The organism is Microbacterium deferens (assembly GCF_045517775.1).
Taxonomy (GTDB): Bacteria; Actinomycetota; Actinomycetes; order Actinomycetales; family Microbacteriaceae; genus Microbacterium.
The window spans coordinates 1,773,036-1,795,843 of record NZ_JBEUWT010000001.1 but is presented as its reverse complement, the minus strand read 5'-3'; the positions used below and the strand labels follow the sequence as shown (position 1 = coordinate 1,795,843).

Below are 22,808 nucleotides of genomic sequence, written 5' to 3'. Positions count from 1 at the left end.
TTATCCCCGAAGTTGTACACATGTGGCGGGAGGTTTCGCAGAACCTTCAACCCACACTTCAAGTCGTCTGGGGAGGACGGCATGTGGATACATAAAAGCCTGATCAGAGATCATTTACGTCTCTCAAGTAGGTAGTTCTCTGCAGATTCTCCACAGGTGTTGTACACAGGCCGCCCGGCGTTTCTCGACATCTCTCCACAGAGTTATCCACAGGCCGGTTTGCGAGGGGCTGATCGCCTCCATAGCGTGGGGGCAGCCCACCGAAGAAACCCCGTCGAGACGCACGATCACCGGTCGTGTCGGAGGTTGGTGGTGACATCTCGCGAAGCGGATCGCACCTCGTCCGCTTCGTTTTTCGGTGCGCTCCGCGCGCCGATGCGCACAACCCCGCGGAGCCCATGAACGGAGACCACGTGTCGATCGCCGACATCTCGGAAGAACGCCTGGGCGGACCCCGCAAGCACGAGCGCACGCCTCCGCACGACCTGCTGGCAGAGCAGAGTGCGCTCGGCGGAATGCTGCTGTCGAAAGACGCCGTCGCCGATGTGATCGAGACGCTGCGAGGGGCCGACTTCTACGTGCCGAAGCACGAGTTGATCTTCGACGCCGTGCTGACCCTCTACTCGCACGGCGAGCCCACCGACGTGGTCGCGGTCACCGACGAGCTCATCAAGACCGGCGAGCTGCAGCGCGCCGGCGGTGCCGACTACCTCCACACGCTCACGTCGATCGTGCCGACTGCCGCCAACGCGGGCTACTACGCCTCGATCGTCGCCGAGCGGGCCCTCCTGCGCCGCCTCGTCGAGGCCGGCACGCGCATCGTGCAGATGGGCTACAACGGGCAGGGCGACGCCCTCGACCTCGTCAACAACGCCCAGGCCGAGATCTACAACGTCTCGGGCGCCGAGACGGCCGAAGACTATGTGCCGCTGACGATCGCCGTCGACGCCGCCGTCAACGAGATCGAGGCCGCCCGCGGCCGTGACGGTCAGATGACCGGGATCCCCACGGGGTTCAGCGGACTCGACCAGCTCACCAACGGCCTTCACCCGGGGCAGATGATCATCATCGCCGCGCGGCCCGCCATGGGTAAGTCGACGCTCGCGCTCGACTTCGCCCGTGCGGCGGCCATCAAGCACAACATGCCGACGATCTTCTTCTCGCTCGAGATGGGGCGCAGCGAGATCGCCATGCGTCTCATGAGCGCCGAGGGCGCTATCCCGCTGCAGAACATGCGCAAGGGAACCCTCGACTCCCGCGACTGGACGACGATCGCCGCCACGCGGGGCCGCATCAACGAGGCGCCCCTGTACATCGACGACAGCCCCAACATGACGCTCGTCGAGATCCGCGCGAAGTGCCGCCGTCTCAAGCAGCGCGAGGGTCTGAAGATGGTGGTCATCGACTACCTGCAGCTCATGACGAGCGGCAAGCGCGTCGAGTCGCGCCAGCAAGAGGTCAGCGAGTTCTCGCGTGCGCTCAAGCTGCTCGCGAAGGAGCTCGGCGTTCCCGTCATCGCGCTGTCGCAGCTGAACCGTGGCGCCGAGCAGCGCGCCGACAAGAAGCCCGCCCTCTCCGACCTCCGCGAGTCGGGCTCGATCGAGCAGGACGCCGACATGGTGGTGCTGCTGCACCGCGAAGCGGCGTACGAGAAAGACAGCCCGCGTGCCGGCGAGGCCGACCTGATCGTGGCGAAGCACCGCAACGGTCCGACCGACACGATCACCGTGGCGTTCCAGGGCCACTACTCGCGCTTCACCGACATGGCCGTGGGGATGTAGCGGCGCTGGTGGAGGGTTCGCTTAGTGACGGCGGTTTCTGACGGTCCTGACGAGACTCTCGCCGTCGCACGGCAGTGCTGCGCAGTGATATTCGCGAGGCTGTCACGCGTTCCAGCCCGTTTCGGAAGCAGGCGCTCGACCTTCTTGAAGAGCCCGACGGCGCGAACGCCCTTCTTGCTCTCCTCGAGAAGCGTCTGGTCTGAGTGAGTCCAGGCCCCGACTGGATCCCTGCCTAACCCGCGTTGCGCGCTTCGTTCCTGCGGCGTCGGAGCTTGAACAGCTCGCCGGTCCGCACGATGCGCAACAGGGTGACGAGCAGCAGCCCGCCCGCGAGGTTCAGGCCCAGAACGGGGAGGAACCACAGCACCCAGTCGGTAGGTCATCGGTGCGCCGCTGATGATCGCGCCGAAGGCGAACAGCGAATCCAGGATCGAGTGGAAGAGCTGAAAGCCGGCGAGGATGAATCCGCCGGCGACGGCCGCCACGATCTTCGCGGGCTCGGATTCGGTGCCAGCTTGCATCCTCGTCATGAGCGTGATGACGGCACCACCGAGAATCGCCAGAGCTGCGAACTCGAGGTTGAGGGGCGCGTCGATGAAGTGTTGCGCGGTCTCGGCGAGCACCGGATGCCAGTCGGGAAAGGCGGCGACGATAATCGCCATGATCAGCCATCCGCCGATCAGGTTGGACAGCAGCGTGCCGCCCCAGGTTCTTGAACATCTGCGAGGACACCAGCAGCCTGAACGCCATCTACCTCAACGGTGGGGTGCCCGGCGTGGTCATTCCCAGTTGCTGGGCTCAGTAGAGGAGGTACATGACATGTTCGCCGACAACCGATTTCTCACGCTCGGTCTGATGCTCGGCATCCTGGGCCTCGGGATCGGGGTGGGACTCGTCGTCGCCAGTTTCCTGGTCGGGGTGGGGGCGGCAATGGGGGCCGCGCTGTCCTCGTCCGGGGTGGTCACGATCGTCGTGTTCCTGGTTCTCACTACGGTTCTGACCAGCGCCGCACGGCGGCAGAAGCAGGTGGGTCACTGACCCTGGCCCAGTGAGCGGGGCTTTGCAGCGATGGCACCCACCATCCGCGCGAGGCCCCGCTCGGCATCTCAGCCCTCGAGGAACGCGTCGTCCGTATTCCCGCGCTCGCCGTCGTAGACCGCCGGCTGGTCGGGCCTGTCGATGGGACGCGCACGCCGGTAGCCTGGCGCCACCGCCGTTCGGGCCGAAGGAGACCGCCGTGACCCAACCCCTCCGCTATGGCATCAACGTCTCCCTCGACGGGTGCGTCCACCACGAGGCGGGCCTCCCGCCGGATGCCGAGTCGATGGCGTTCTGGACCGACGAGCTGCGCCGCTCCGACACGCTGCTCTACGGGCGCGTGACGTTCGAGATGATGCGCGCCGCGTGGCGCCGGCCCGAGTCGGGGGAGTGGCCCGACTGGATGGGCGACGACGACGTGCCGTTCGCCGATGTCATCGACCGGATGCCGAAGGTGGTGGCATCCGGGTCACTCGACGCCGTGGATTGGAATGCCGAACTCCTCGACGGCGAGCTCGTGGCCGCGGTGAAGGGACTCAGAGCGCAGTCGGGGCGAGGGATCTCGCTCGGCGGTGTGGTGCTTCCGGCCGCGCTCGCCGCGGCCGGGCTCATCGACGAGTACACGTTCGTGGTGCATCCGGTGATCGCCGGGCGCGGGCCGAGGTTGCTCCACGGGGTGGAGCTGAATCTCGAGCTCATCGAGCGGCGGGAGTTCCGGTCGGGGGTCACGGTGCAGCGGTACCGGCCTGCCGAATAGGGACCGAGCGCTCCGCGTCAGCGCGCGAAATCCGCCACGACGGCCTCCAAAGCGGCGAGTCGGTGGTCGCGGTCGCCGGTGATCTCGACGACATTCGGCCGTCCTCCGGTGACGTCGTCGTCGGCGACGAGGTCGAGCAGGATGTCGTTCATCGCTGCGCGCAGCGGGAGGTCTTCTTCGGTGTGGACGAAGATCTCGTCGGCGGGGGTGAGGGGGAGCACGACGAGAACGTCGACGTGGGCCATGGCATCCCGTGTCATCTCGAGGAGCCGGTCGAGGAGGTCGCGCGGAACCTCTCCACCGGTCAGGTCTTCCCACGCCAGGAGGTACGCGAAGAAGTCGATCGGGCCGCGCTCGGCGATGACGGGGCTCGCGGTCTCACCCGGATGCAGCCGTGCCGCGGAGACTCGCAGCTGGGCCGTGAACAGGGCGGGGCTCGGGGCGTCCCACGCCTCGTCGAGGAGTTCGAACGGATCGGACAGCACGGTGAAACGAGGATGCCGGGCGGCGAAGTCTGCCACGAGCGTGCTCTTTCCGCTCGCGTGGGTCCCGCAGACGACGATACGCACGTCGCGACTCTACGGCGCGGGGTCGCTCACTCCGACGCCGGGGATCCGGCGAGCGATGCGGATCAGCTCAACCCCACGGCCCGCCGGGCGTCAGCCAGGCGATCGGCGAACGGTCGCAGCCGCGCCTTGCGCAGATTCTCCTTCGCGATCCACCGCGCATCGGCGTCGTCCGAGGCGGCGAGCTGCTGAAGCAGGTCGATGCAGGCATCCGGATGACCGACGGTGATGACGCTGATCCCGTAGCCGAGCGCCGCGCGGAGGACGCGCACGTCCTCCGCGCGGCGGAGTTCGGGGCGGGTGGCGAGCAGCGCGTCCGTCGCTTGCAGCACCACCTCGTACGCCTGAGCCGCGTGGGCGGCATCACGCACGAGCCTCGGCTCGGCCACCGCGGCGACCGCCGCCCGGATCAGCAGCGGGTCACCCGAGCGGAGCCAGTCGTCGATCGTCTGCATCCCCGCGCCCCAATCGACGGTGAGCACACGTTGCATGCCTGTCGCGGCGAGCTCGCGGACTCTCCACCGGTGGTCGGGAGCGGCGTGGGTGAGGAGGGCTCGGGCGTCGAGTGATCCCGCCGCGAGCGCTGCGCAGGCGGGCAGGTAGTCGGAGACGTCTTCGGGGATGTCGGCGACGAAGCGTGCGGGGCGAGCGAGCCAGTCGTCGAGGAGCGCGAGCGCGCCCGGCCGATTCTCGACCGCCGTCTTCGCGACCGTGTCGGCGAACTGCGCCGCGAGCCCCAGATTGGCCCGCGGGCCCGGGAGGCCGCTGCCTGCGACGAGAGCCAGCTCGAGCGGCGCGACGTTCCCGGCCAGGGCATCCGACCACAGGGCGGCCATGTCGAGCATCGGGCTAGACCCCCGCGTACCACCCATCCGCCCCGAGGTCCGAACCGGCGCGGGGCAGGTACTGGTCGAAGTACACCCGCGACACGAGTTCGCGGCGGCTGGTGACGCCGGCCTTGTCGAAGATCGACTTGAGGTGGTCTTGCACCGTGTACGGCGACACGTGCAGGGAGCCCGCGATCTCTTTCGTGTCGGCTCCGCGCAGCACCGCTCCGACGACCTCGCGCTCGCGGGCGGTCAGCGCGAAGGCGGCGGCCACGATGTCGATGACCTCCTGCGGGCGCGCTTCCTCGATCGTCACGACCACGTCGCCGGCCCGGTCGCCCAGACCGCCGAGCGGTGCGGCATGCAGAACCAGCCACACGCCGTCGGCCGTGCGCGTGCGGGTGCGTGGCATCCGGGGCAGGTCTCCCGCGGCGAAGCGGCGCGCACCGCTCACGAGCGCCTGGATGTAGGTGAGGGGGTCGGCCCCGGGGGCGGAGAGTTGCGCGAGTCGCTCTTGTGCACCGGGGCTCGTCTGCACGACGCGGTCGGACGCGTCGAAGATGATGACGGCCGGACCCGTCGGGTGCACCGTCTCGCGGCGGACCATCTGCGAGAGCAGACCGGTGCGGATGCCACGCGTCAGGGCCGGCGCGACACTCGACAGGAACGCCAGTTCGTGCGCGTCGAACACGGCGTCGTCGCTGCCGCGGAGGACGGAGAGGGTCGCCCACACGCCGGAGCGATCGGCGAACACCACCCGCGCCTCGTCGACGTAGCCGAACCGGGGGAGCACCAGGTCGGCCATGCGCTCGATTCGCTCGACCTGACCGCCGGTGGCCGCGTGGATGCCGACGGCGACGCGCCCCGCCGATGCCATCGCGTCGTAGTGGGTGGGGTCGGGTTCGCCGCCGTACTCGATACGCGCCCAGTCGACATCGGCCTCGTTCTTGCCGTACAGATCGCCGAGCTTGTGGGTGCTGGAGATCATCGAGGTCGCGGGATCCGTGCTCGAGAAGCAGCCCGCGATGAACGGCACGACGGACGCGAGAGCACCCGCGGACTCCGCCATGAAATCCCCCAGGGACAGCCCCGCGCGCGACAACACATCGATGTCGCTGCGCGCGCGTCCGGCGGCCAAGGCGGTGACCATGGCACCAGTGTGCTCCCCCCGCTCCCGTCACCGCTATCCCAGGATTCTGGGGGGAGGAATTTCCCCCGCCCTCTGGGATGGATGCCCGCCGCCGGCGAGAGCAGAGTCTTCTCGTCACCCACCCGAGAGAACGGAAAACCATGTCTTCTTCTACTGATATCACCCTCGGCCAGCGCGCTGAAAGGCTGCGCGATGCGCTCGGCGCCCGCATCGTCTTCGCCGGCGATCCCGACTACGACGCCGTGCGCATGCCGTGGAACGTCGCCGTCGACCAGCGACCGTTCGCGGTCGTCACCCCCGAGTCGGCGGAAGAGGTCGTCGCCGTCGTGCGAGCCGTGACCGCCGCCGGCCTGCGGATGGCCCCGCAGTCCACCGGGCACGCCGCCCCGGGACTCGCCGAGGCCGGCCTCTCCGACACCGTGCTCGTGCGTCTTGCGCGTCTTCGCGGAGTCACGGTGCAGCCCGAGAGCCGCACCGCGATCGTGCTCGGCGGATCCCACTGGAACGACGTGCTCGCCGCGGCCGCGCCGCACGGGCTGACCGCCCTGCACGGCAGCGCAGGCGACGTGTCAGTCGCGGGGTACTCGTTGAGCGGCGGCGTCTCGTTCTACTCCCGCGCCCACGGGCTGGGCGTCAACGCCGTGCGCGCCGTGCAGATCGTGACGGCGGACGGGGCGCTGATCCGCGCGAGCGCCGACGAGAACGCCGACCTGTTCTGGGCTGTCCGCGGCGGATCGGGGGCGTTCGGCATCATCGTGTCGCTCGAGATCGACCTGCTCCCCTACGCCGACGTGTTCGCCGGGATGCTGCTGTGGGACGCCTCGTTCACGGCGGCGGTCAGCCGGGCGTGGGCTACCTGGACGGCATCCGCGCCCGAATCTGTCACCTCGACCCTGCGCGTGCTCCACCTCCCGCCGCTGCCCGAACTGCCGCCGTTCCTTTCGGGTCGGTCGGTCGTGGTGGTCGACGGCGCCGTGCTGGAGTCGGATGAGCGCGCGACCGAACTGCTTCACTCCCTGCGCGAGCTGCGGCCCGAGATCGACACGTTCTCGCGCATCCCCGCCGACGCCCTCGTGCACGTGCACATGGATCCTCCTCAGCCGACCCCGGCGGTCACCCGCCACCGGATGCTGCGCGCGCTGCCCGAAGACGCCGTCGCCGCCTTCGTCGCAGCATCCAAGGATCCGGGGCTGTTCATCGCCGAGCTGCGGCACGTCGGTGGCGCCGCTGCGCGGCCGGTGCCGGGCGGAGGGGCGGTGTCGGCGGTCGCCGGCGAGTACATCGCGCACTCGGTCGCCGCGGCTCCCGTGCCCGAGGCCATCCCCGGGGCGCTTGCCGCGGCGACGGCCTACGTCGACGCGTTCGAGCCGTGGACCGGTGACGCTCTGGCGCTCACGTTCCTCGACGGCGGCATGGATCGTGCGCCCGGGTTCGGGGCGTCGCTCGATCGCCTGCGCGAGCAGAAGGCGCAGTGGGACCCGCGGAACGTGTTCGCGGCGGCGAACCCGGTGTAAGTGATCGCGGCGGGAGCCGGGGTGGGTGGCAGCGGTCACTCACCCCGGCTTTCGCCGTCCGGCCGAGCAACGGCCGAGGTCAGGTGGCGGCGAGCACCGACCGCTCGCGGAGGGCGGGGTAGGCCTGGAAGACCATCTCGACCAGGTGATCGATCGGCCGTGTCAGCGGGTCGGTCGCCGGCACGCCGAACTCGAGCTCGTACTCGTCGATGGCGTCGGTGACCTGCTGGTCGGTCATGTTCTCGTGGTTGATGGTGACCCCGATCACGCGCGTGCGGGCGAACGCCTCGATCAGGGCGATCTCGCTCGCCGCGGTCGGCATCGGGATGGCCGGGTAGTCGCCGAGCGTTCCGCGCAGGGGCGCGTGCTGCACGATGACGCCGTCGGGGCGGGCGCCGCGAAGAATGTACGCCGACGTGAGATAAGCCGGGTGGCTGAGTGCTCCCTGCCCCTCGACGACGATGATGTCGGGGTTCTCATCGTGGAACGCAGCCACGACCTGGCCTTCGACCTCGCCCGAGCAGTACTGGGGAACGGTGGCGTCGAGGGCCACGGCGTAGCGCGCGCCCTGAATGAGGGCGGTCTGGCCGGTGCCGATCATGACGGCTTTGATGCCTCGGGCGACGAGGGCCTCGACCAGGAGGGTCGTTGTGGTGCGCTTGCCGATCGCGCCGTCGGTGCCGAGAACGGCCACGCGCGGGCAGGTCACGTCGAAGATCTCGCCGGTGAACAGACGCAGATCCTTCTTGTCCTTCGTCCGTCGCACGTCGGTGATCGTCACACCCGCGAGGAGGGCCGCCGCGGCGAACTCCGCGTCGTCGTTGAGGAACTCGTGCAGCCCGTTGACGAGGTTCATGCCCGAGGCGATGGCGTCGAGGAGATCGGTGCGCTGGGTGGGGTTCAACAGTCCGCCGGCGGGAGCCATGCCGAAGATCATCGTGTCGGGGACGCGCCCCGCGTGCACGATCGCGTCGCCGAGGTCGGCGACGACGGGGATGCCCGACGTGAGATCGCCGAGCGCTTCGCCGGCGTCGCTGCCGGCGAGGGTGCTGTCGATCACGCTGACGATCTCGTACTTCTCCGAGTGGCGCACGAGGCCGTTGGCCGTCTTGCCGTCCTGGCGCCCGAAATTGCCTTCGCAATAGACGACGGCCGTGGCGGAATGAGTCATGATGCTCCCCTGATATCCCAGAGGAGGCGACGAAACCGAGCTGTCTTCCCTGACGCCCGCGAGATGCCGACCCCTGGACCGTAGCAACCCTTCCTGTGTAACGGGGGGCCGAGAGTCCTCTATATGCGCGGGAATACACCTGACCGGTCGGCGTTCCACACCGTGGCGCACCAGCGCCGATCGCTCGACGGGGCGCGATCCAGACATACCCGCCCCGAGGAGCACGTCATGAGCATCGTCACCGTCACCGACCGCGTCGCCCGCACCGACACCCCCATCCTTCCCGTCCTCGCAGAGCGCTGGAGCCCCCGCTCGTTCGTCGCCGACGAGACGATCGACGAGCAGAAGCTCGCCTCCGCCATCGAGGCCGCGCGTTGGTCGTCGTCCGCGGCGAACTCGCAGCCCTGGCGCTTCATCGTCGCCCGCCGCGGCACCGAGGCCTTCACCCGTATCGCCGCGACCCTCGCCGGATTCAACGGGGCCTGGGCGGGCTCGGCGGGAGCACTCGTCGTCGCCGCCTACGAGCAGGCCGGCCCCGAGGGCGAGCCCCGTCCCTGGGCGCAGTACGACCTGGGGCAGGCCATGGCCCACTTCACCATCCAGGCGCACGCGACCGGACTCCACGTGCACACCATGGGCGGCTTCGACGCCGACGCGGTGTCGGCCGCGTTCGAGCTGCCCGCCCGCATCCGTCCTCTGACGGTCACGGCTGTCGGCGTCCTCGCCCCGGCGGAGGCGCTGGGCGACGAGACGCTGATCGCGCGCGAGACCGCACCGCGCGAGCGGCGTCCCCTGTCGGAGATCGTGCTCGTCGACCAGTAGCGGCGCGGGCTTATACCCCACGCGCGCGCACCGCGCACGTGGGGTTGCATCGCCCCGCACCACCCGGTCGAGTAGCACGATGACCAACGACACCACGGCCACCGGGCCCGCAGCTCCGACCGGCCTCAAGCGCGCGGTCGGCACTCCGCTGCTGTTCGCGTTCATCGTCGGAGACACGCTCGGCGCGGGCATCTACACCCTCGTCGGTTCGATGGCCGGGGATGTCGGCGGTGTCATCTGGCTGCCGCTGCTCGTCGCGCTCGTCATCGCGCTGCTGACGGCCGGCACGTATGCCGAGCTCATCACCAAGTACCCGCACGCGGGAGGTGCGGCGCGCTACGCCGATCGGGCGTTCGGGGTGCCCTACCTGTCGTTCCTCGTCGGCTTCCTCATGATGGCCTCGGGCATCACGACCGCCGCTGCGCTGGCGAACGCGTTCGCCGGCGACTACCTGGCCGCGATCATCGACGTGCCCGCGGCACCGACTGCCGTGGTGTTCATCATCCTGCTGACGTTGATCAACCTCCGAGGCGTCCGCGAGTCGCTCGGTGCGAACCTCGTCGCCTCGGTGATCGAGGTGTCGGGGCTCGTGATCGTCATCGTGCTGGCCGCCGTCTTCATCGGCGGCGGAGGGGGAGACCCGGCCCGCCTGCTCGAGTTCTCGCCCGACAGGGCACCGGTGGAGGGCGTGTTCGCCGCATCCATCATCGCGTTCTTCTCGTTCCTCGGATTCGAAGCGGCCGCGAACATGGCCGAAGAGGTGAAGAACCCCTCCAAGGCCTACCCGCGGGCTCTGTTCGGCGCCATCGGCACCGCCGCGGTCGTCTACCTGCTGATCGCGCTCGGCGCGGCGATGATCCTCCCGGCCGCCGACCTGGCGACCTCGACCGGACCCCTTCTCGACGTGGTCGCCGCCACCGGTATCGCGCTGCCGCCCTGGCTGTTCGGACTCATCGCGCTCGTCGCGATCGCCAACGGCGCACTGCTGTTCATGGTGATGGCGAGCCGCGTCGGGTACGGCCTGGCCGAGTCGGGACTTCTTCCGAAGGCGTTCTCCCGGGTGCTCCCGAACCGTCGCACCCCGTGGGTGTCGATCGTGGTCGTCGCGGTGGCGACGATCGGCCTCACCTTCCTCGGCGATGTCGCGACGTTGGCCGAGACGACGGTGCTGCTGCTCCTGCTCGTCTTCCTCTCGGCGAACGTCAGCGTGCTCGTGCTCAAGAAAGACAAGGTCGACCACAAGCACTTCTCGGTGCCGCGGGTGGTGCCGGTGCTCGCCATCATCGCGAGCATCGTGCTGCTCACCCAGCAGACCGGCGTGGTGTGGCTCGGGGCCCTGGCGTACATCGCCATCGGTTCGGTGCTCTTCTTCGTCGCCCGCGCCGGCCGCAAGCGCGAAGAGCGCAAGGCCGCGTAGCCGCGCCGTCGGCCGGCGTTCGGGGCGGAAAAGTGCACTTGGGGCGAGGAATATCGCGCCCCGACCGGAACGGTGCGCCCCACACCCCGTGCATCTCGCAGAGAAGGGAGGCGGATGCTGCGCCCCGCCGGCCCAACGTAGAATCTCGTGTGCCCTCCGATGCCCCCGACGACCGCCAGCCGAGCGGAATCGACCCCGCCGAACTCGCGGTCACGCTCGACGTGCTCGCGAGGATGGCCCGGATCGATCAGACGCACCCCGACTTCATCCAGGTGCGTCGGGCGACGGCCCACATGTTCAAGGCGGCCAAGAAGGAGCGCCGGCGCGAGATCCGCGAGGCGATCGCCGAGGCCGACCGCAGTGTGATCGCCGCGACCGCGACCGGAGCGCCCGATCGCATCGACGACGAGACCCGCGGCATCCCGATCAGCACCGCGACCACCGCCCCGACCGCGGGAACCCTGTTGAAGGCGCGCGGCTGCTACATCTGCAAGCAGCCGTACACGCTGGTCGACGCGTTCTATCACCAGCTGTGCCCCGACTGCGCGGCGATGAGTCACGCCAAGCGCGATGCCCGCACCGACCTCACCGGACGCCGCGCGCTGCTCACCGGCGGCCGGGCGAAGATCGGCATGTACATCGCGCTGCGGCTCCTTCGCGACGGTGCGCACACCACCATCACCACCCGGTTTCCGCGTGATGCCGTGCGGCGTTTCAGCAGCCTCCCCGACTCGGGCGACTGGCTCCACCGTCTCAAGATCGTCGGTATCGACCTCCGCGACCCCGCGCAGGTGATCGGACTCGCCGACGACGTCGCCGCATCCGGCACCCTCGACATCCTCATCAACAACGCCACCCAGACGGTGCGGCGCTCGACCGGCGCCTACCAGCCGCTCGTCGATGCGGAGCTCGCGCCGCTCCCCGACGGACCTCTCCCCGAGCTGGTCACCTTCGGGCATACCAACGATCAGCACCCGCAGGCGCTCGAGCGCTCCGTCGCCGCGCACCCCGTGCTCGCCGCGGCGGCGTCGCGCGCCGACGAGCTGACCGAGCAGGCGATGGCCGCGGGATCGAGCTCGCTCGAGCGGCTCGCCGCGGGCACGGCGATCGACGCGGGCGGCCTCGTGCCCGACCTGCACGACGTCAACTCGTGGACGCAGCGCGTCGACGAGGTCGACCCCCTCGAGATGCTCGAGGTGCAGCTCGCCAACACCACGGCGCCGTTCCTGTTGATCTCGAAGCTGCGGGCCTCGATGGCGGCGAGCCCGGCGGCCCGCACCTACATCGTGAACGTGAGCGCGATGGAGGGCGTGTTCGGTCGCGGGTACAAGGGCCCCGGCCACCCGCACACCAACATGGCCAAGGCCGCCGTCAACATGCTGACCCGCACCAGCGCGCGCGAGATGTTCGAGACCGACGGCATCCTCATGACGAGCGTCGACACCGGATGGATCACCGACGAGCGGCCCCACCCGACGAAGGTGCGGCTCGCCGAGGAGGGATTCCACGCCCCGCTCGACCTCGTCGACGGTGCCGCGCGGGTCTACGACCCCATCGTGCGCGGTGAAGCCGGCGAAGATCTCTTCGGCGTCTTCCTCAAGGACTACGCCCCCGGCTCGTGGTGAGGCTCCCCGCCCCGGGCAACCGCGTGGTGGTGCGCTACCTGCTCCCCACCGGGCAGGCGACCGACGCGCTCGGCGAACTGTTGAGCGCCGACGCCGAGACCGTGGTGGTCGACGGCAAGCGCGGCGTCGAGCGGATCGCGGTCGCCGACATCATCGCGGCCAAGCCCGTTCCGCCGCCCCCCGCCCCGCGCCCGCGCTGAGCGCAGCATCCGTTTGTCGTCCTCCTCGCGGGACGAGCGGATGGCAGGCATCGGTCGACATCTGTCCGAGGTGCCGTCATCGTGCGCCGGCCCCGAGCCCTAGCGTGGGCATCATGCCCGAGAACTCCCGCCGCATCGTCGACCTGAGCCACCCGATCCGAGCCGGCCTCGTGACGTACCCCGGCCTGCCCGCGCCGGTGATCACGCCGCACATGACGCACGAGGGTTCCCGCGGGTCCTATGCGCCCGGCACCGAGTTCGCCATGGACATCGTGACGATGATCGGCAACACCGGCACCTATCTCGACTCGCCGTACCACCGCTATTCGTCCGGCCCCGACCTGGCGGGCCTCGACCTCGCCACCCTCGTGGGCCTGCGGGCCGAGGTTGTCCACCTCGAAGACGCGTGGGATCCGCAGAACCGGGGCATCGGGGTCGACGCGCTCGCCGACCGCGATGTGCGCGGTGCCGCGGTGCTGCTCCACACCGGGTGGGACCGCTTCTTCGGCACCCCTGATTACGCCGCCGGGTCGCCCTTCCTCACGGCCGACGCCACGAGGTGGCTGATCGAGCAGGGCGCGACCCTCGTCGGCATCGACGCCCTCAACATCGACGACACCGAGTCGGGCGGCGAGCGACCGGCCCACACCCTTCTGCTCGGTGCGGGCATCCACGTGGTGGAGCACCTGACCCGCCTGGGCGACGTGCCCGAGCGGGGCGCGCGCTTCACGGCCGCGCCCCCGGCGTTCGAAGGATTCGGCACGTTCCCGGTGCGCGCGTTCGCCGAGATCGGGTCGTAGCTCTTCGACGTCGACGGACCTCCCGACGTCGCGATGGCGCGCAGACGTAGACTGGGGGTATTCTCTCCGCCTCTCCTGGATCTGCCGTGACCTCTGCCGCATCCGCTCGCACGCTCAACGTGCGGCATCTTCAGCTCGCCCGCGCCGCCTTCGCGGCGATCGCGGCGATCATGGTGACCTTCTCGCCCGACCACTCGTCGTCGGTGGGACTCGCGGTGTTCAGCGGTTTCGCGATCGCGACGGGGATCGTCTTCGCCGTCGCGGCGTGGCTCGTCTTCCCCGCCGGACAGCGGGGCCCGTCGGTGCTGCTCGCCACGCTCACCCTGCTCGCCGGGCTCGTCGCGAGCATCGGCCCGTGGCGCAGCACGGCGACGTTCTTCGCGGTGGTGATCTCGTGGGCGCTCGTCACCGGCGTCGTCGAGGCGGTCGTCGCCTTCCGACGACGAGCGGATGCTGCGCGCGCCGCGTCGCGCGACGGTCTGACCATCGGCGTGCTCACCATCGTGCTCGGGCTCGCCCTGCTGCTCGTGCAGCCCGGGTACGCCCTCGACTACTACATCGAAGACGCCGGTCGATCGTTCACCCTGACGGGGATCACGATCGCGGTGGGCGTGTTCGGCGGATACGCCGCGATCGTCGCGGTGTTCCTCGGCATCGCGGGGTTCTCACCTCGCCGGGCGCCTGCCCCGAGCCCGGCCGATAGGAGCATCCCGTGACCGACCGCCCCACCCGCCGCGACCTCATGAAGCCCGTGCAGCTGCTCGGACTGGCTTTCGTCTGCGCTCTGTTCGCCGGCATCGTGACGCTCGTGTCGATGGGCTTCTTCCAGTCGAAACCGGGCGATCAGATCGAACGCGCTCTTGTCATCGCGGCCATCGCCGCGGGTGTCACGTTCATCGTCGTGCTCGTCGTGGTGGCGTTGCTGCTGCTCGCGGTCGATCCCGCCCAGGTCGGCAAGACCCTCGATCGTCCGTTGCTGCTTCCCCCCGACGACGAGACTCCCGACGCGCAGCCCGGCTCGTCCGCCGACGGCGGCCCCGCGCCGCGTTCGTAGCAGCGCGCGCTCGCGCCGCAGCATCCGTTCGCTCCCGCTCCTGACCGCGAAACCGCGTCTGCGCGGCGAGACCCGGTCAGAATGTCGGGGTCTCGCCGCGCAGAACGGGTCTCGCGGTCCGTGCGCTCGCGTCAGAGGCGGTCGACCGTCGCAGAGGCGAGGCCCGTGTAGGTCGCGGGGGTGAGGTCGAGCAGGCGCGCCTTGGCGGCGTCGCCGATGTCGAGGCCGCGCACGAACTCCGCGAGATCCGCCGCGCCGACGCGACGCCCGCGGGTGAGATCCTTCAGCAGCGCGTACGGGTCGGTGATCTGCGAGCGACCGGCGGCGATCTCGGCGCGGACGACCGTCTGGATCGCTTCGGCGAGCACCTCCCAGTTCGAGTCGAGGTCGGCCAGCAGCACGTCGGGCGCGAGCGAGATCTCGCCGAGGCCGCGCTGGAGGTTGTCGAGCGCGAGGAGCGAGTGGCCGAACGCGACGCCGATGTTGCGCTGCGTGGTCGAGTCGGTGAGGTCGCGCTGGAGGCGCGAGGTCACGAGGGTCTGCGCGAGCGTGGCGAAGAGCCCGCCCGCGATCTCGAGGTTCGCCTCGGCGTTCTCGAACCGGATCGGGTTGATCTTGTGCGGCATGGTCGACGAGCCGGTCGCCCCGGCGACGGGGATCTGGGTGAAGTACCCGAGCGAGATGTAGGTCCACACGTCGGTCGCGAGGTTGTGGAGGATGCCGCCCGCGTGCCGCGCGCGGTCGTAGAGCTCCACCTGCCAGTCGTGCGACTCGATCTGGGTCGTCACCGGGTTGGCGGTGATGCCGAGCGACTCGATGAACGCGGTGGTCAGCTCGGGCCAGTCGACGGAGGGGTCGGCGGCCACGTGGGCCGACCAGGTGCCGGTCGCGCCCGAGAACTTCGCCAGGTAGTCGGATGCTTCGACCTGCTTCGCGATGCGACGCAGCCGCCACGCGAAGACGCCGATCTCCTTGCCCATCGTCGTGGGGGTGGCCGGCTGGCCGTGGGTGCGCGCGAGCATCGGTGCGTCGCGGTGAGCGGCGGCCATCGCCGTCAGCGTGTCGATCACCGCGTAGAGCTTGGGGAGCCAGACGCGGGTGACCGCGCGCTGGACGGTGAGGGCGTACGACGCGGAGTTGATGTCTTCGCTGGTGCAGGCGAAGTGCGTCAGCTCGGCGATGGCGTCGAGCCCCAGTGCCGCGAGCCGGTCGCGCACGAGGTACTCGACGGCCTTCACGTCGTGACGGGTGACGGCCTCGCGCTCGGCGAGCCAGTCGATGTCGTTCTGTGAGAAGTCGACGTAGAGCGCGCGCAGCCGGGTCTTGTCGGCCTCCGACAGCGGCTCGGTGCCGAAGAGCGAGCGGTCGGTCAGCGCGATCAGCCACTCGACCTCGACCTCGACGCGTGCGCGGTTCAGGCCGGCCTCCGAGAGGTAGTCCGCGAGGGGCGCGACGGTCTTCTGGTAGCGGCCGTCGAGGGGGCTCAGCGGCTGTGGGGGCAGAGAAGTCACGAGAGGCTCCGAAACGTTCGAGCGAGCAGAGGGGCGGGCGATGGAGCGGCCGGGCGTTCAGACCGCGGAACGGATCGCGGGTTCGAGCTGGCGGAAGAGGGCTCGGCTCGCGCCCTCGATCATACCGAGCACCTCATCGAACATCGCCGGGCCCGCGTAGTAGGGATCGGGGACGTCGGTCGTCTTCGCCGCGGGATCGAAGGTCAAGAGGAGCGATACCTTGCCCGCCTCCGACTCGTCGTGCGCCCAGCCGCGGAGGATGCGCTCATGAGTGTGATCGAGCGCGACGACGAGGTCGTTGTCGGCGAAATCGGCGGCCGTGAACTGCCGGGCGCGGTGGTCCGCTCCGCCATAGCCCCGCCGATGGAGCGCCTCGATCGTGCGGTGATCGGCTCGTTCGCCGACGTGCCAGTCGCCGGTGCCCGCGCTCGTGGAGACGATGCGGTCGCCCAGACCGGCTGACTCCGCCAGCTCGCGGAAGACCTCGGCGGCCATGGGCGAGCGACAGATGTTGCCGCTGCACACGAAGACGACGCGGAAGGTCTGGGCGTCTCGGGCACTCACCCCTCCATTCTGGTGCCCGCTTCGCCTCCTGCACAGGCAGCGCTATCGCGTCGGGCTTCCCCAGGGCGGTGGTCGCCGGCGGGGGCGAGGCCGCGGCCCGCCACCCTGGACGGATGCTCATCGATGTGACGCTCTCCCCCGGCACGGCGAGATCTCTGGAGGCGATGGACGAGGCGGCCCGCATCCTCCGCGATCTGCACGGGCGGCTCGGCGATCTCGCCGTGCGGGTCGCCCCGGTCGTCGCGGAGGCGGATTGGCGCGCTCCGTCGGCACAGGCGTGCCACGAACGCCTCGATCGGTGGCGGGAGTCGTTGGCCACTGCCCAGGGGCGCGTCGACGACCTCGCCGACACCGTCGTGCGTGCCCGCGCAGATCTGCTCGCTCGCGCCGCGACGGCGATGCCGTGACCGAGATCACCATCCGCAGCGGGTCGCTCGTCGAGGTCGACTCCGACGAGGTGCGACGGGTGGCGACGGGGCTGCGCATCCTCGCCGCCGAGGTCGGCGAGACGGTCGCGCAGATGGATGCGGCGGTCCACCTCATCGCGCAGGGACAGCCGTCGACCTTCGCCGCGGTGCTCGACGCGACCGTGCTCCGGGCCGTGCTCGAGCGGGTGGGGCAGGAGGGCGCGGAGATCGCCGAGAAGGTCGCCTCGGCGGCGGCGCTCTACGAGGCGGTGGAGCTGCGCGTCGAACGCGTGGCGGCTGCCGCGGCCGGCGACACGGCGCGGGTGGGGATCATCGACGCCCGCCTCGCGAGGCTGTGGACGCAGGAGCCCTCGGCGGTGGCGGCCGCCGACTTCGCCCTCGAGCATCGGCCGCCGGCGCATCTCGATCTCTACGGCCAGGCGTTCGTCGGCGGGCAGGGTCTGGGGCCGATGAACCCGTGGTTGATGTTCCCCTCCCTGTACGGCGTCGTCGACGCCGTACGTCTGGGCGCCGTCCCTGCCGCCGCTCGGCTGGTCGCGGAAGGAGCGGCGCCCGTACGGGTCAGCCCGGTCGCGCAGGCTGCGGCGACGCCGCCCTCCTCTCTCGCCGACGCCGCCTCCCGCATCCCCTCGGCGGGCGCGGCGCAGGTGAGGGTGGAGCGCTACGCGATGGCCGACGGCACCCGGCAGTTCGGTGTCTTCGTCGCGGGCACCCGCTCGGGCGGTACGAGCGAGCCCTTCGACATCCGCTCGAATCTCGAGCTGTACACGGGCCGGCGCAGTGCGTCTTACGAGGCGGTCGGCGCGGCTCTCCACGATGCCGGGGCTCGCGACGGCGACGTGGTGCACGCGTTCGGGCACTCCCAGGGAGCGATGGTGATCGAGCGCCTCGCGCTCGAGGGCGCATACGACACCCGCACGCTGGTGTCGTTCGGCTCGCCGGTGCAGGCCGATGTCGGCGCCGACACCCTGGGCGTCTCCGTGCGCCATACCGACGACCCGGTCGCGGCCCTGCAGTCGGGCGGGCACGTGACCGGGGTGGGCGCACCGGGGAGCTTCGTCGTCGAGCGCCTCGCCGATCCGGCCGCGGGGTTTCACGACCTGCGGATGCCCGCCCACGCTCTGGCGTCTTACACGCAGACCGCGGCTCTCATCGACGCATCCACCGACCCTCGGGCCGCCGCCGTGCGCGACGTCTTCACCGCTCTGGGCCGGACCGAGGCCGTCGACGCGACCGAGTACGTCGCCGAGCGGGTCAGTCTCGGCGCTCCCGCGGGCGCGGGCGCAGGATGAGCCCGGCGATCCAGTTGATGATGCCGATGACGAGGGCGGCGAGCACGGTCAGCCAGAAGCCGTCGACCCGTAGGCCCCAGTTCCAGAAGCCCGTGATCCACGCGGTGAGCCAGAGGAGGAAGCCGTTGATGACGAACGAGATGAGGCCCAGCGTCAGGATGTAGAGAGGGATCGCCAGCACCTTGACGATGGTGCCGATCACCGAGTTCACGATCGCGAAGATCGCGCCAACGACGAGCAGCGTGAGGGCCACCTGCAACCACTCGCCCGGAGCGAACGGCACCAGCACCACGCCGAGGGCGGGCAGCAGCGTCACGATCCAGATAGCGAACGCGTTGACGACGACGCGGACGAAGAATCCCATGGGATCGAGTGTGGCATGCGAACGCTCCGGCACGAAGGATCAGAGATCGGTCGTGTGGAGTCGTATCCGTTCCGCGAGGTCGTCGACATCGATCCGGGCCTGGGCGACATCGAGCACGAGGTCGAAAGCTTCATCGTTGGTGAACGTGACTCGGCGCCCGTTGATCCTCAGGAAGGCGAAGGTGAGGAATAGCGAGAGCCTTTTGTTGCCGTCGAACAGAGGATGATTCTGCGCGAGCGAGCTGAACAGAGCGGCGGCCTTCGCCTCGAGTGTGGGATACGCATCCACGCCGAACATGCTCGCGCCGGGTCGCGCGATCGCCGAGAACAGCAGACCTCTGTCGCGAGCATGGAGGCCGAGGTGCTCGACGACGGCGATGGCCTGCTCCGGCTCGAGATACTCGGTCACGCGTCTTCGAGGCGACGGATGGCCTCGGCGTAGTCCATCCCGATGTCGTCGACGGCCGCGAGAACCCGCTCGGTCTTGCTGGATTCTGCAACGAACCTGCTGGTCGCGTCGATGAGCAGCGCGTGCTTGGAGGTGTGGCGCGCCGCGGCGAGCTTCTCCAGGGCGGCGTCGAGCTCGGGAGGGAGACGAACGGTCATAGCCATACCAGAATGGTACTACCGCCCTCGTGGAGGGTGCCGACCTAGACTCGGTGCGTGACAGACGACATCCCCGTCCGCATCCGCCCCGAGATCGCCGCTCTTCCGCCGTATCGCCAGGGCAAGCCCGCGGGCGACGACGGATTCAAGCTTTCGAGCAACGAGAACCCCTTCGATCCGCTCCCCGGCGTGATCGAGGCGATGAGCGACGCGGCCGACGTCAATCGGTATCCGGATGCGTCGGCCCGACGTCTGCGCGAGAGGCTCGCCGCGCGTTTCGGGGTCGACGCCGACGAGGTGCACATCGGTGCCGGGAGCGTATCGGTGCTCGCGCAGCTGATCCTCGCCGCTGCAGGGCCGGGCGACGAGGTCGTCTACGCGTGGCGGTCGTTCGAGGCCTACCCCACCCTGGTGCGGGTGGCGGGTGCCACCGCCGTGGAGGTGCCGCTCACGGCCGACTTCCGGCACGATCTTCCGGCGATGGCGGCGAGCGTGAGCGAGCGCACCCGCGTCGTCATCGTCTGCAGCCCCAACAACCCCACCGGGACCGCCGTCACGCATGACGAGTTCGCCGCCTTCCTCGACGCTGTTCCGAGCGACGTGCTCGTGATCCTCGACGAGGCCTACGCCGAGTTCGTCACCGCCAGCGACGCGGTCGACGGGATGCGGGTGCTCGGCCTGCTCGACCGGCCCAACGTCGTCGCGCTCCGCACCTTCTCGAAGGCCTTCGGGCTCGCGGGTCTCCGCATCGGCTATGCGATCGGTCACCGCCGCGTGCTCGACGCCGCGCGCTCGACGGCCATCCCGCTCGCGGTCACGGGCCAGGCGGAATCTGCGGCCCTGGCGAGCCTTCGGGCGGAGTCGGAGCTCCTCGAGCGGGTGCGGGTGATCTCCGCGCGCCGCGACCGCCTCGTCGCGGGTCTGCGCGACGGTGGCTGGAACGTGCCCGACGCGCAGGGCAACTTCGTCTGGCTCCCCGCCGGTGAGCACACGGCGGCCTTCGCGGAGGCGTTCGAAGAGGAGGGACTCATCGTGCGCCCGTTCGTCGGCGACGGCATCCGTATCTCCGTCGGCGAGGAGGAGTCTGTCGAGAAGGTCCTACGGATCGCAGCATCCGTTGTTCAGACCCTCCCAGAGGGCCATTCCGGCCGAGGGCTAGCGTGGAGAGCGTGACAGTGCCCGATCCGACCGTGCCCGACGCGCTCGACGCGTCCTTGCCCGTCGACGACACAGAGCTCGTCCGCATTCTCGCCGCGGACGGGTCGGTCGCGCCGACGCCCGCCGCCGAGCAGTACCTGCCGCTCATCGATGCGCTGCCCGATGCCGAGCTCGAGCAGTTCTACCGCGACATGGTGTCGATCCGCGCGTTCGACCGGCAGGCGACCCTGCTGCAGCGACAGGGGCAGCTCGCCCTGTGGCCGCCGAGCTGGGGCCAGGAGGCCGCCCAGGTCGGCTCGGCCCGCGCCGCTCGCACCCAGGATCACGTCTTCCCCTCGTATCGCGAGCACGTGGTCGCGCGCATCCGCGGGGTCGACCCGGTCGACATCATCCGCCTCATGCGCGGACTCACGCACGGCGGGTGGAACCCCTACGACCCGAAGAACGGCAACACGCACATCTACACGCTCGTCCTCGGTGCGCAGACCCTGCACGCGACGGGTCTCGCGATGGGCCTCGCCTTCGACGGCAAGAGCGGCAGCGGCGACCCCGACCGCGACGAAGCCGTCATCGTCTACTACGGCGACGGCGCCTCCAGCCAGGGCGACGTGCACGAGTCGATGGTCTACGCGGCGAGCTTCCAGGCACCGGAGGTCTTCTTCCTGCAGAACAACCAGTGGGCGATCTCGGTGCCCGTCGCCACGCAGTCGCGCTCGCCGCTGTTCCGCCGGAGCGCCGGCTACGGCATCCCGAGCGTGCAGGTCGACGGCAACGACGTGCTCGCCAGCTACGCGGTCACCCGCGCCTCGCTCGACGATGCACGAGCCGGCGGCGGACCGCGCGCGATCGAGGCGATGACCTACCGCATGGGCGCGCACACCACGAGCGACGACCCCACGAAGTACCGCACGACCGCCGAGGAGCAGGCCTGGGGCCGGCGCGACCCGATCGAACGCATGCGGGCCTACCTCGAAGGTCGCGGCGCCGGGGAGGCCTTCTTCGCCGACGCGGAGGCCGAGGCCCAGGCGCTCGCCGACGACACCCGTGTGCGCACCAACGCGCTCGGCGGGCTCGAGGCCGACCAGATCTTCACGAACGTGTACTCCGAGCAGCATCCGCTCGTCGAAGAGGAGCGCCGCTGGTTCCACGCCTACGAGGCGTCTTTCGAAGGGGGCGCATCGTGAGCACGACCGAGATGTCGCTGGGCAAGGCGCTCAACGCGGGCCTGCGACGCGCGATGGAGCAGAGCGACCGCGTGCTGCTCATGGGCGAGGACATCGGCCCGCTGGGCGGCGTCTTCCGCGTCACCGAGGGGCTCCAGGCCGACTTCGGTCCGCGCCGGGTCATCGACACGCCGCTGGCGGAGTCGGGCATCATCGGCACGGCGATCGGCCTCGCGATGGGCGGGTTCCGGCCGGTCTGCGAGATCCAGTTCGACGGCTTCGTCTACCCCGGGTTCGACCAGATCACCAGCCAGCTGGCGAAGCTCACCTACCGGCACGAGGGCGCCCTGCAGATGCCGGTCGTCATCCGCATCCCGTACGGCGGGCACATCGGCGCGATCGAGCATCACCAGGAGAGTCCCGAGGCCTACTTCGCCCACACGCCGGGCCTGCGCGTGGTGAGCCCGTCGACCCCGAACGACGCGTACTGGATGATCCAGGAGGCGATCGCCTCGCCCGACCCGGTCATCTTCTTCGAGCCGAAGAGCCGTTACTGGCCCAAGGGCGAGGTCGACCTCGACGCCTCCGCGGTGCCGCTGCATGCCAGCCGTATCGTTCGGCGCGGCACCGACGTGACCCTCGTCGGACACGGCGCGATGGTGTCGACCCTCATCCAGGCCGCGGCGCTCGCCGAGAGCGAGGGCACGAGCTGCGAGGTCGTCGACCTGCGTTCGTTGTCGCCGGTCGACTACGAGCCCATCCTCGAGTCGGTCGGCCGCACCGGCCGCATGGTCTACGCGCAGGAGGCCCCGGGCTTCGTCAGCGTCGGCAGCGAGATCGCCGCCACGGTCGCCGAGCGCGCGTTCTACTCGCTCGAGGCGCCGGTGCTGCGCGTGTCGGGCTTCGACACCCCCTTCCCCGCGGCGAACCTGGAGGGCAAGTACCTCCCCGACGCCGACCGCATTCTCGAGGCCGTCGACCGCACGATGGCGTACTGAGCA

26 protein-coding genes are annotated in these 22,808 nt (G+C 69.9%); 16 read left to right on the top strand and 10 right to left on the bottom strand.

All coding sequences use genetic code 11. The features are described from left to right. Positions 1-398: 398 nt before the first annotated feature. Complete coding sequence (gene dnaB, locus ABTU82_RS08505) at positions 399-1,781, top strand: replicative DNA helicase (RefSeq protein ID WP_116646935.1); 1,383 nt, start codon at positions 399-401, stop codon at positions 1,779-1,781. On the opposite strand, the gene ABTU82_RS08500 is transcribed toward dnaB, so the two are convergent. After that, positions 1,745-2,446 carry a hypothetical protein gene (locus tag ABTU82_RS08500; RefSeq protein ID WP_407173309.1) on the bottom strand — a complete coding sequence of 234 codons (702 nt, stop codon included), beginning with the start codon at positions 2,444-2,446 and terminating at the stop codon, positions 1,745-1,747. The genes dnaB and ABTU82_RS08500 overlap by 37 nt on opposite strands. Before the next feature lie 154 nt (positions 2,447-2,600). On the opposite strand from ABTU82_RS08500, the gene ABTU82_RS08495 reads away from it, so the two are divergent. Continuing rightward, positions 2,601-2,819, top strand: a complete 219-nt coding sequence (locus tag ABTU82_RS08495; protein ID WP_116646928.1) for a hypothetical protein — start codon at positions 2,601-2,603, stop codon at positions 2,817-2,819. 199 nt (positions 2,820-3,018) lie between these two features. After that, positions 3,019-3,576, top strand: coding sequence for a dihydrofolate reductase family protein (locus ABTU82_RS08490; protein WP_116646927.1), 558 nt, complete (start codon positions 3,019-3,021; stop codon positions 3,574-3,576). Positions 3,577-3,593: 17 nt separating this feature from the next. Here ABTU82_RS08490 and ABTU82_RS08485 read toward each other — a convergent pair whose 3' ends face one another. The 3 genes from ABTU82_RS08485 to ABTU82_RS08475 all read right to left on the bottom strand — a co-directional run bounded on the left by ABTU82_RS08485 (position 3,594) and on the right by ABTU82_RS08475 (position 6,119). Further along, positions 3,594-4,145: a DEAD/DEAH box helicase family protein gene (locus ABTU82_RS08485; protein ID WP_116646926.1), complete on the bottom strand. Its 552-nt coding sequence runs from the start codon at positions 4,143-4,145 to the stop codon at positions 3,594-3,596. A gap of 62 nt (positions 4,146-4,207) precedes the next feature. After that, positions 4,208-4,987, bottom strand: coding sequence for a hypothetical protein (locus ABTU82_RS08480; RefSeq protein ID WP_407172901.1), 780 nt, complete (start codon positions 4,985-4,987; stop codon positions 4,208-4,210). 4 nt (positions 4,988-4,991) lie between these two features. Next, the gene (locus ABTU82_RS08475) at positions 4,992-6,119 is read right to left on the bottom strand and encodes a helix-turn-helix transcriptional regulator (RefSeq protein ID WP_407172900.1); all 1,128 of its coding nucleotides are present in this window, start codon (positions 6,117-6,119) and stop codon (positions 4,992-4,994) included. 140 nt (positions 6,120-6,259) lie between these two features. On the opposite strand from ABTU82_RS08475, the gene ABTU82_RS08470 reads away from it, so the two are divergent. Then, positions 6,260-7,633, top strand: coding sequence for an FAD-binding oxidoreductase (locus tag ABTU82_RS08470; RefSeq protein WP_407172898.1), 1,374 nt, complete (start codon positions 6,260-6,262; stop codon positions 7,631-7,633). A gap of 79 nt (positions 7,634-7,712) precedes the next feature. On the opposite strand, the gene ABTU82_RS08465 is transcribed toward ABTU82_RS08470, so the two are convergent. Further along, positions 7,713-8,804, bottom strand: coding sequence for an N-acetyltransferase DgcN family protein (locus ABTU82_RS08465; protein ID WP_116646922.1), 1,092 nt, complete (start codon positions 8,802-8,804; stop codon positions 7,713-7,715). Between the two features lie 228 nt (positions 8,805-9,032). Here ABTU82_RS08465 and ABTU82_RS08460 point away from each other — a divergent pair, with 228 nt between their 5' ends. From ABTU82_RS08460 to ABTU82_RS08430, 7 genes are all read left to right on the top strand, one after another. After that, positions 9,033-9,626, top strand: coding sequence for a nitroreductase family protein (locus ABTU82_RS08460; RefSeq protein WP_407172896.1), 594 nt, complete (start codon positions 9,033-9,035; stop codon positions 9,624-9,626). A 79-nt stretch (positions 9,627-9,705) separates the two neighbouring features. Next, positions 9,706-11,043, top strand: a complete 1,338-nt coding sequence (locus ABTU82_RS08455) for an APC family permease (RefSeq protein WP_407172894.1) — start codon at positions 9,706-9,708, stop codon at positions 11,041-11,043. A gap of 149 nt (positions 11,044-11,192) precedes the next feature. Then, the gene (locus ABTU82_RS08450; protein ID WP_240606831.1) at positions 11,193-12,668 is read left to right on the top strand and encodes an SDR family oxidoreductase; all 1,476 of its coding nucleotides are present in this window, start codon (positions 11,193-11,195) and stop codon (positions 12,666-12,668) included. Continuing rightward, positions 12,662-12,868 (top strand): putative acetyltransferase, encoded by a 207-nt coding sequence (locus ABTU82_RS08445; RefSeq protein WP_407172891.1) that lies wholly within the window; start codon positions 12,662-12,664, stop codon positions 12,866-12,868. The genes ABTU82_RS08450 and ABTU82_RS08445 overlap by 7 nt, the downstream gene beginning before the upstream one ends. 113 nt (positions 12,869-12,981) lie before the next feature. Then, positions 12,982-13,668 carry a cyclase family protein gene (locus ABTU82_RS08440; protein WP_407172889.1) on the top strand — a complete coding sequence of 229 codons (687 nt, stop codon included), beginning with the start codon at positions 12,982-12,984 and terminating at the stop codon, positions 13,666-13,668. Positions 13,669-13,754: 86 nt separating this feature from the next. Then, complete coding sequence (locus ABTU82_RS08435; RefSeq protein ID WP_407172888.1) at positions 13,755-14,384, top strand: acyl-CoA synthetase; 630 nt, start codon at positions 13,755-13,757, stop codon at positions 14,382-14,384. After that, the gene (locus ABTU82_RS08430; RefSeq protein ID WP_407172886.1) at positions 14,381-14,722 is read left to right on the top strand and encodes an amino acid transporter; all 342 of its coding nucleotides are present in this window, start codon (positions 14,381-14,383) and stop codon (positions 14,720-14,722) included. Before ABTU82_RS08435 ends, ABTU82_RS08430 begins: the two co-directional genes overlap by 4 nt. Before the next feature lie 131 nt (positions 14,723-14,853). Here ABTU82_RS08430 and purB read toward each other — a convergent pair whose 3' ends face one another. Both purB and ABTU82_RS08420 read right to left on the bottom strand, forming a co-directional pair. Next, a complete protein-coding gene (gene purB, locus ABTU82_RS08425; RefSeq protein ID WP_116646918.1) occupies positions 14,854-16,233 on the bottom strand; it encodes an adenylosuccinate lyase in 1,380 nt (459 codons plus the stop codon). A 57-nt stretch (positions 16,234-16,290) separates the two neighbouring features. Continuing rightward, a complete protein-coding gene (locus ABTU82_RS08420; RefSeq protein ID WP_116646917.1) occupies positions 16,291-16,797 on the bottom strand; it encodes a low molecular weight protein-tyrosine-phosphatase in 507 nt (168 codons plus the stop codon). Positions 16,798-16,910: 113 nt separating this feature from the next. Between ABTU82_RS08420 and ABTU82_RS08415 the strand changes: the two genes are divergently transcribed. Both ABTU82_RS08415 and ABTU82_RS08410 read left to right on the top strand, forming a co-directional pair. After that, positions 16,911-17,204: a hypothetical protein gene (locus tag ABTU82_RS08415; RefSeq protein ID WP_407172883.1), complete on the top strand. Its 294-nt coding sequence runs from the start codon at positions 16,911-16,913 to the stop codon at positions 17,202-17,204. Continuing rightward, positions 17,201-18,517: a hypothetical protein gene (locus ABTU82_RS08410; RefSeq protein WP_407172881.1), complete on the top strand. Its 1,317-nt coding sequence runs from the start codon at positions 17,201-17,203 to the stop codon at positions 18,515-18,517. Before ABTU82_RS08415 ends, ABTU82_RS08410 begins: the two co-directional genes overlap by 4 nt. Here ABTU82_RS08410 and ABTU82_RS08405 read toward each other — a convergent pair. The 3 genes from ABTU82_RS08405 to ABTU82_RS08395 are packed head-to-tail and all read right to left on the bottom strand — an operon-like array spanning position 18,480 to position 19,492. Further along, the gene (locus ABTU82_RS08405; protein WP_116646914.1) at positions 18,480-18,881 is read right to left on the bottom strand and encodes a phage holin family protein; all 402 of its coding nucleotides are present in this window, start codon (positions 18,879-18,881) and stop codon (positions 18,480-18,482) included. The genes ABTU82_RS08410 and ABTU82_RS08405 overlap by 38 nt on opposite strands. A gap of 39 nt (positions 18,882-18,920) precedes the next feature. Continuing rightward, the gene (locus tag ABTU82_RS08400) at positions 18,921-19,289 is read right to left on the bottom strand and encodes a type II toxin-antitoxin system death-on-curing family toxin (protein WP_116646913.1); all 369 of its coding nucleotides are present in this window, start codon (positions 19,287-19,289) and stop codon (positions 18,921-18,923) included. After that, the gene (locus ABTU82_RS08395; RefSeq protein ID WP_407172878.1) at positions 19,286-19,492 is read right to left on the bottom strand and encodes a ribbon-helix-helix protein, CopG family; all 207 of its coding nucleotides are present in this window, start codon (positions 19,490-19,492) and stop codon (positions 19,286-19,288) included. Before ABTU82_RS08395 ends, ABTU82_RS08400 begins: the two co-directional genes overlap by 4 nt. A gap of 51 nt (positions 19,493-19,543) precedes the next feature. Between ABTU82_RS08395 and ABTU82_RS08390 the strand changes: the two genes are divergently transcribed. Genes ABTU82_RS08390 through ABTU82_RS08380 form a run of 3 tightly spaced genes read left to right on the top strand, consistent with a single transcriptional unit; the run spans position 19,544 to position 22,805 of the window. Next, entirely contained in the window at positions 19,544-20,659 is a 1,116-nt protein-coding gene (locus tag ABTU82_RS08390) for a histidinol-phosphate transaminase (protein ID WP_407172877.1), read from the top strand. A 41-nt stretch (positions 20,660-20,700) separates the two neighbouring features. Next, positions 20,701-21,828 (top strand): thiamine pyrophosphate-dependent enzyme, encoded by a 1,128-nt coding sequence (locus tag ABTU82_RS08385; protein ID WP_407173308.1) that lies wholly within the window; start codon positions 20,701-20,703, stop codon positions 21,826-21,828. 11 nt (positions 21,829-21,839) lie between these two features. After that, on the top strand, positions 21,840-22,805 hold the full coding sequence (locus ABTU82_RS08380; protein ID WP_407173307.1) for an alpha-ketoacid dehydrogenase subunit beta: 966 nt from the start codon (positions 21,840-21,842) through the stop codon (positions 22,803-22,805). Positions 22,806-22,808: the final 3 nt, after the last annotated feature.

What these genes read in the sequence shown, in the direction of transcription:
- ABTU82_RS08440 (WP_407172889.1), top strand. Translation starts at nt 12,982, where the DNA reads ATGCCCGAGAACTCCCGCCGCATCGTCGACCTGAGCCACCCGATCCGA.
- ABTU82_RS08495 (WP_116646928.1), top strand. Translation starts at nt 2,601, where the DNA reads ATGTTCGCCGACAACCGATTTCTCACGCTCGGTCTGATGCTCGGCATC.
- ABTU82_RS08475 (WP_407172900.1), bottom strand. Translation starts at nt 6,119, where the DNA reads ATGGTCACCGCCTTGGCCGCCGGACGCGCGCGCAGCGACATCGATGTG.
- ABTU82_RS08480 (WP_407172901.1), bottom strand. Translation starts at nt 4,987, where the DNA reads ATGCTCGACATGGCCGCCCTGTGGTCGGATGCCCTGGCCGGGAACGTC.
- ABTU82_RS08415 (WP_407172883.1), top strand. Translation starts at nt 16,911, where the DNA reads ATGCTCATCGATGTGACGCTCTCCCCCGGCACGGCGAGATCTCTGGAG.
- dnaB (WP_116646935.1), top strand. Translation starts at nt 399, where the DNA reads ATGAACGGAGACCACGTGTCGATCGCCGACATCTCGGAAGAACGCCTG.
- ABTU82_RS08380 (WP_407173307.1), top strand. Translation starts at nt 21,840, where the DNA reads ATGTCGCTGGGCAAGGCGCTCAACGCGGGCCTGCGACGCGCGATGGAG.
- ABTU82_RS08470 (WP_407172898.1), top strand. Translation starts at nt 6,260, where the DNA reads ATGTCTTCTTCTACTGATATCACCCTCGGCCAGCGCGCTGAAAGGCTG.
- ABTU82_RS08460 (WP_407172896.1), top strand. Translation starts at nt 9,033, where the DNA reads ATGAGCATCGTCACCGTCACCGACCGCGTCGCCCGCACCGACACCCCC.
- ABTU82_RS08455 (WP_407172894.1), top strand. Translation starts at nt 9,706, where the DNA reads ATGACCAACGACACCACGGCCACCGGGCCCGCAGCTCCGACCGGCCTC.
- ABTU82_RS08465 (WP_116646922.1), bottom strand. Translation starts at nt 8,804, where the DNA reads ATGACTCATTCCGCCACGGCCGTCGTCTATTGCGAAGGCAATTTCGGG.
- ABTU82_RS08395 (WP_407172878.1), bottom strand. Translation starts at nt 19,492, where the DNA reads ATGGCTATGACCGTTCGTCTCCCTCCCGAGCTCGACGCCGCCCTGGAG.
- ABTU82_RS08405 (WP_116646914.1), bottom strand. Translation starts at nt 18,881, where the DNA reads ATGGGATTCTTCGTCCGCGTCGTCGTCAACGCGTTCGCTATCTGGATC.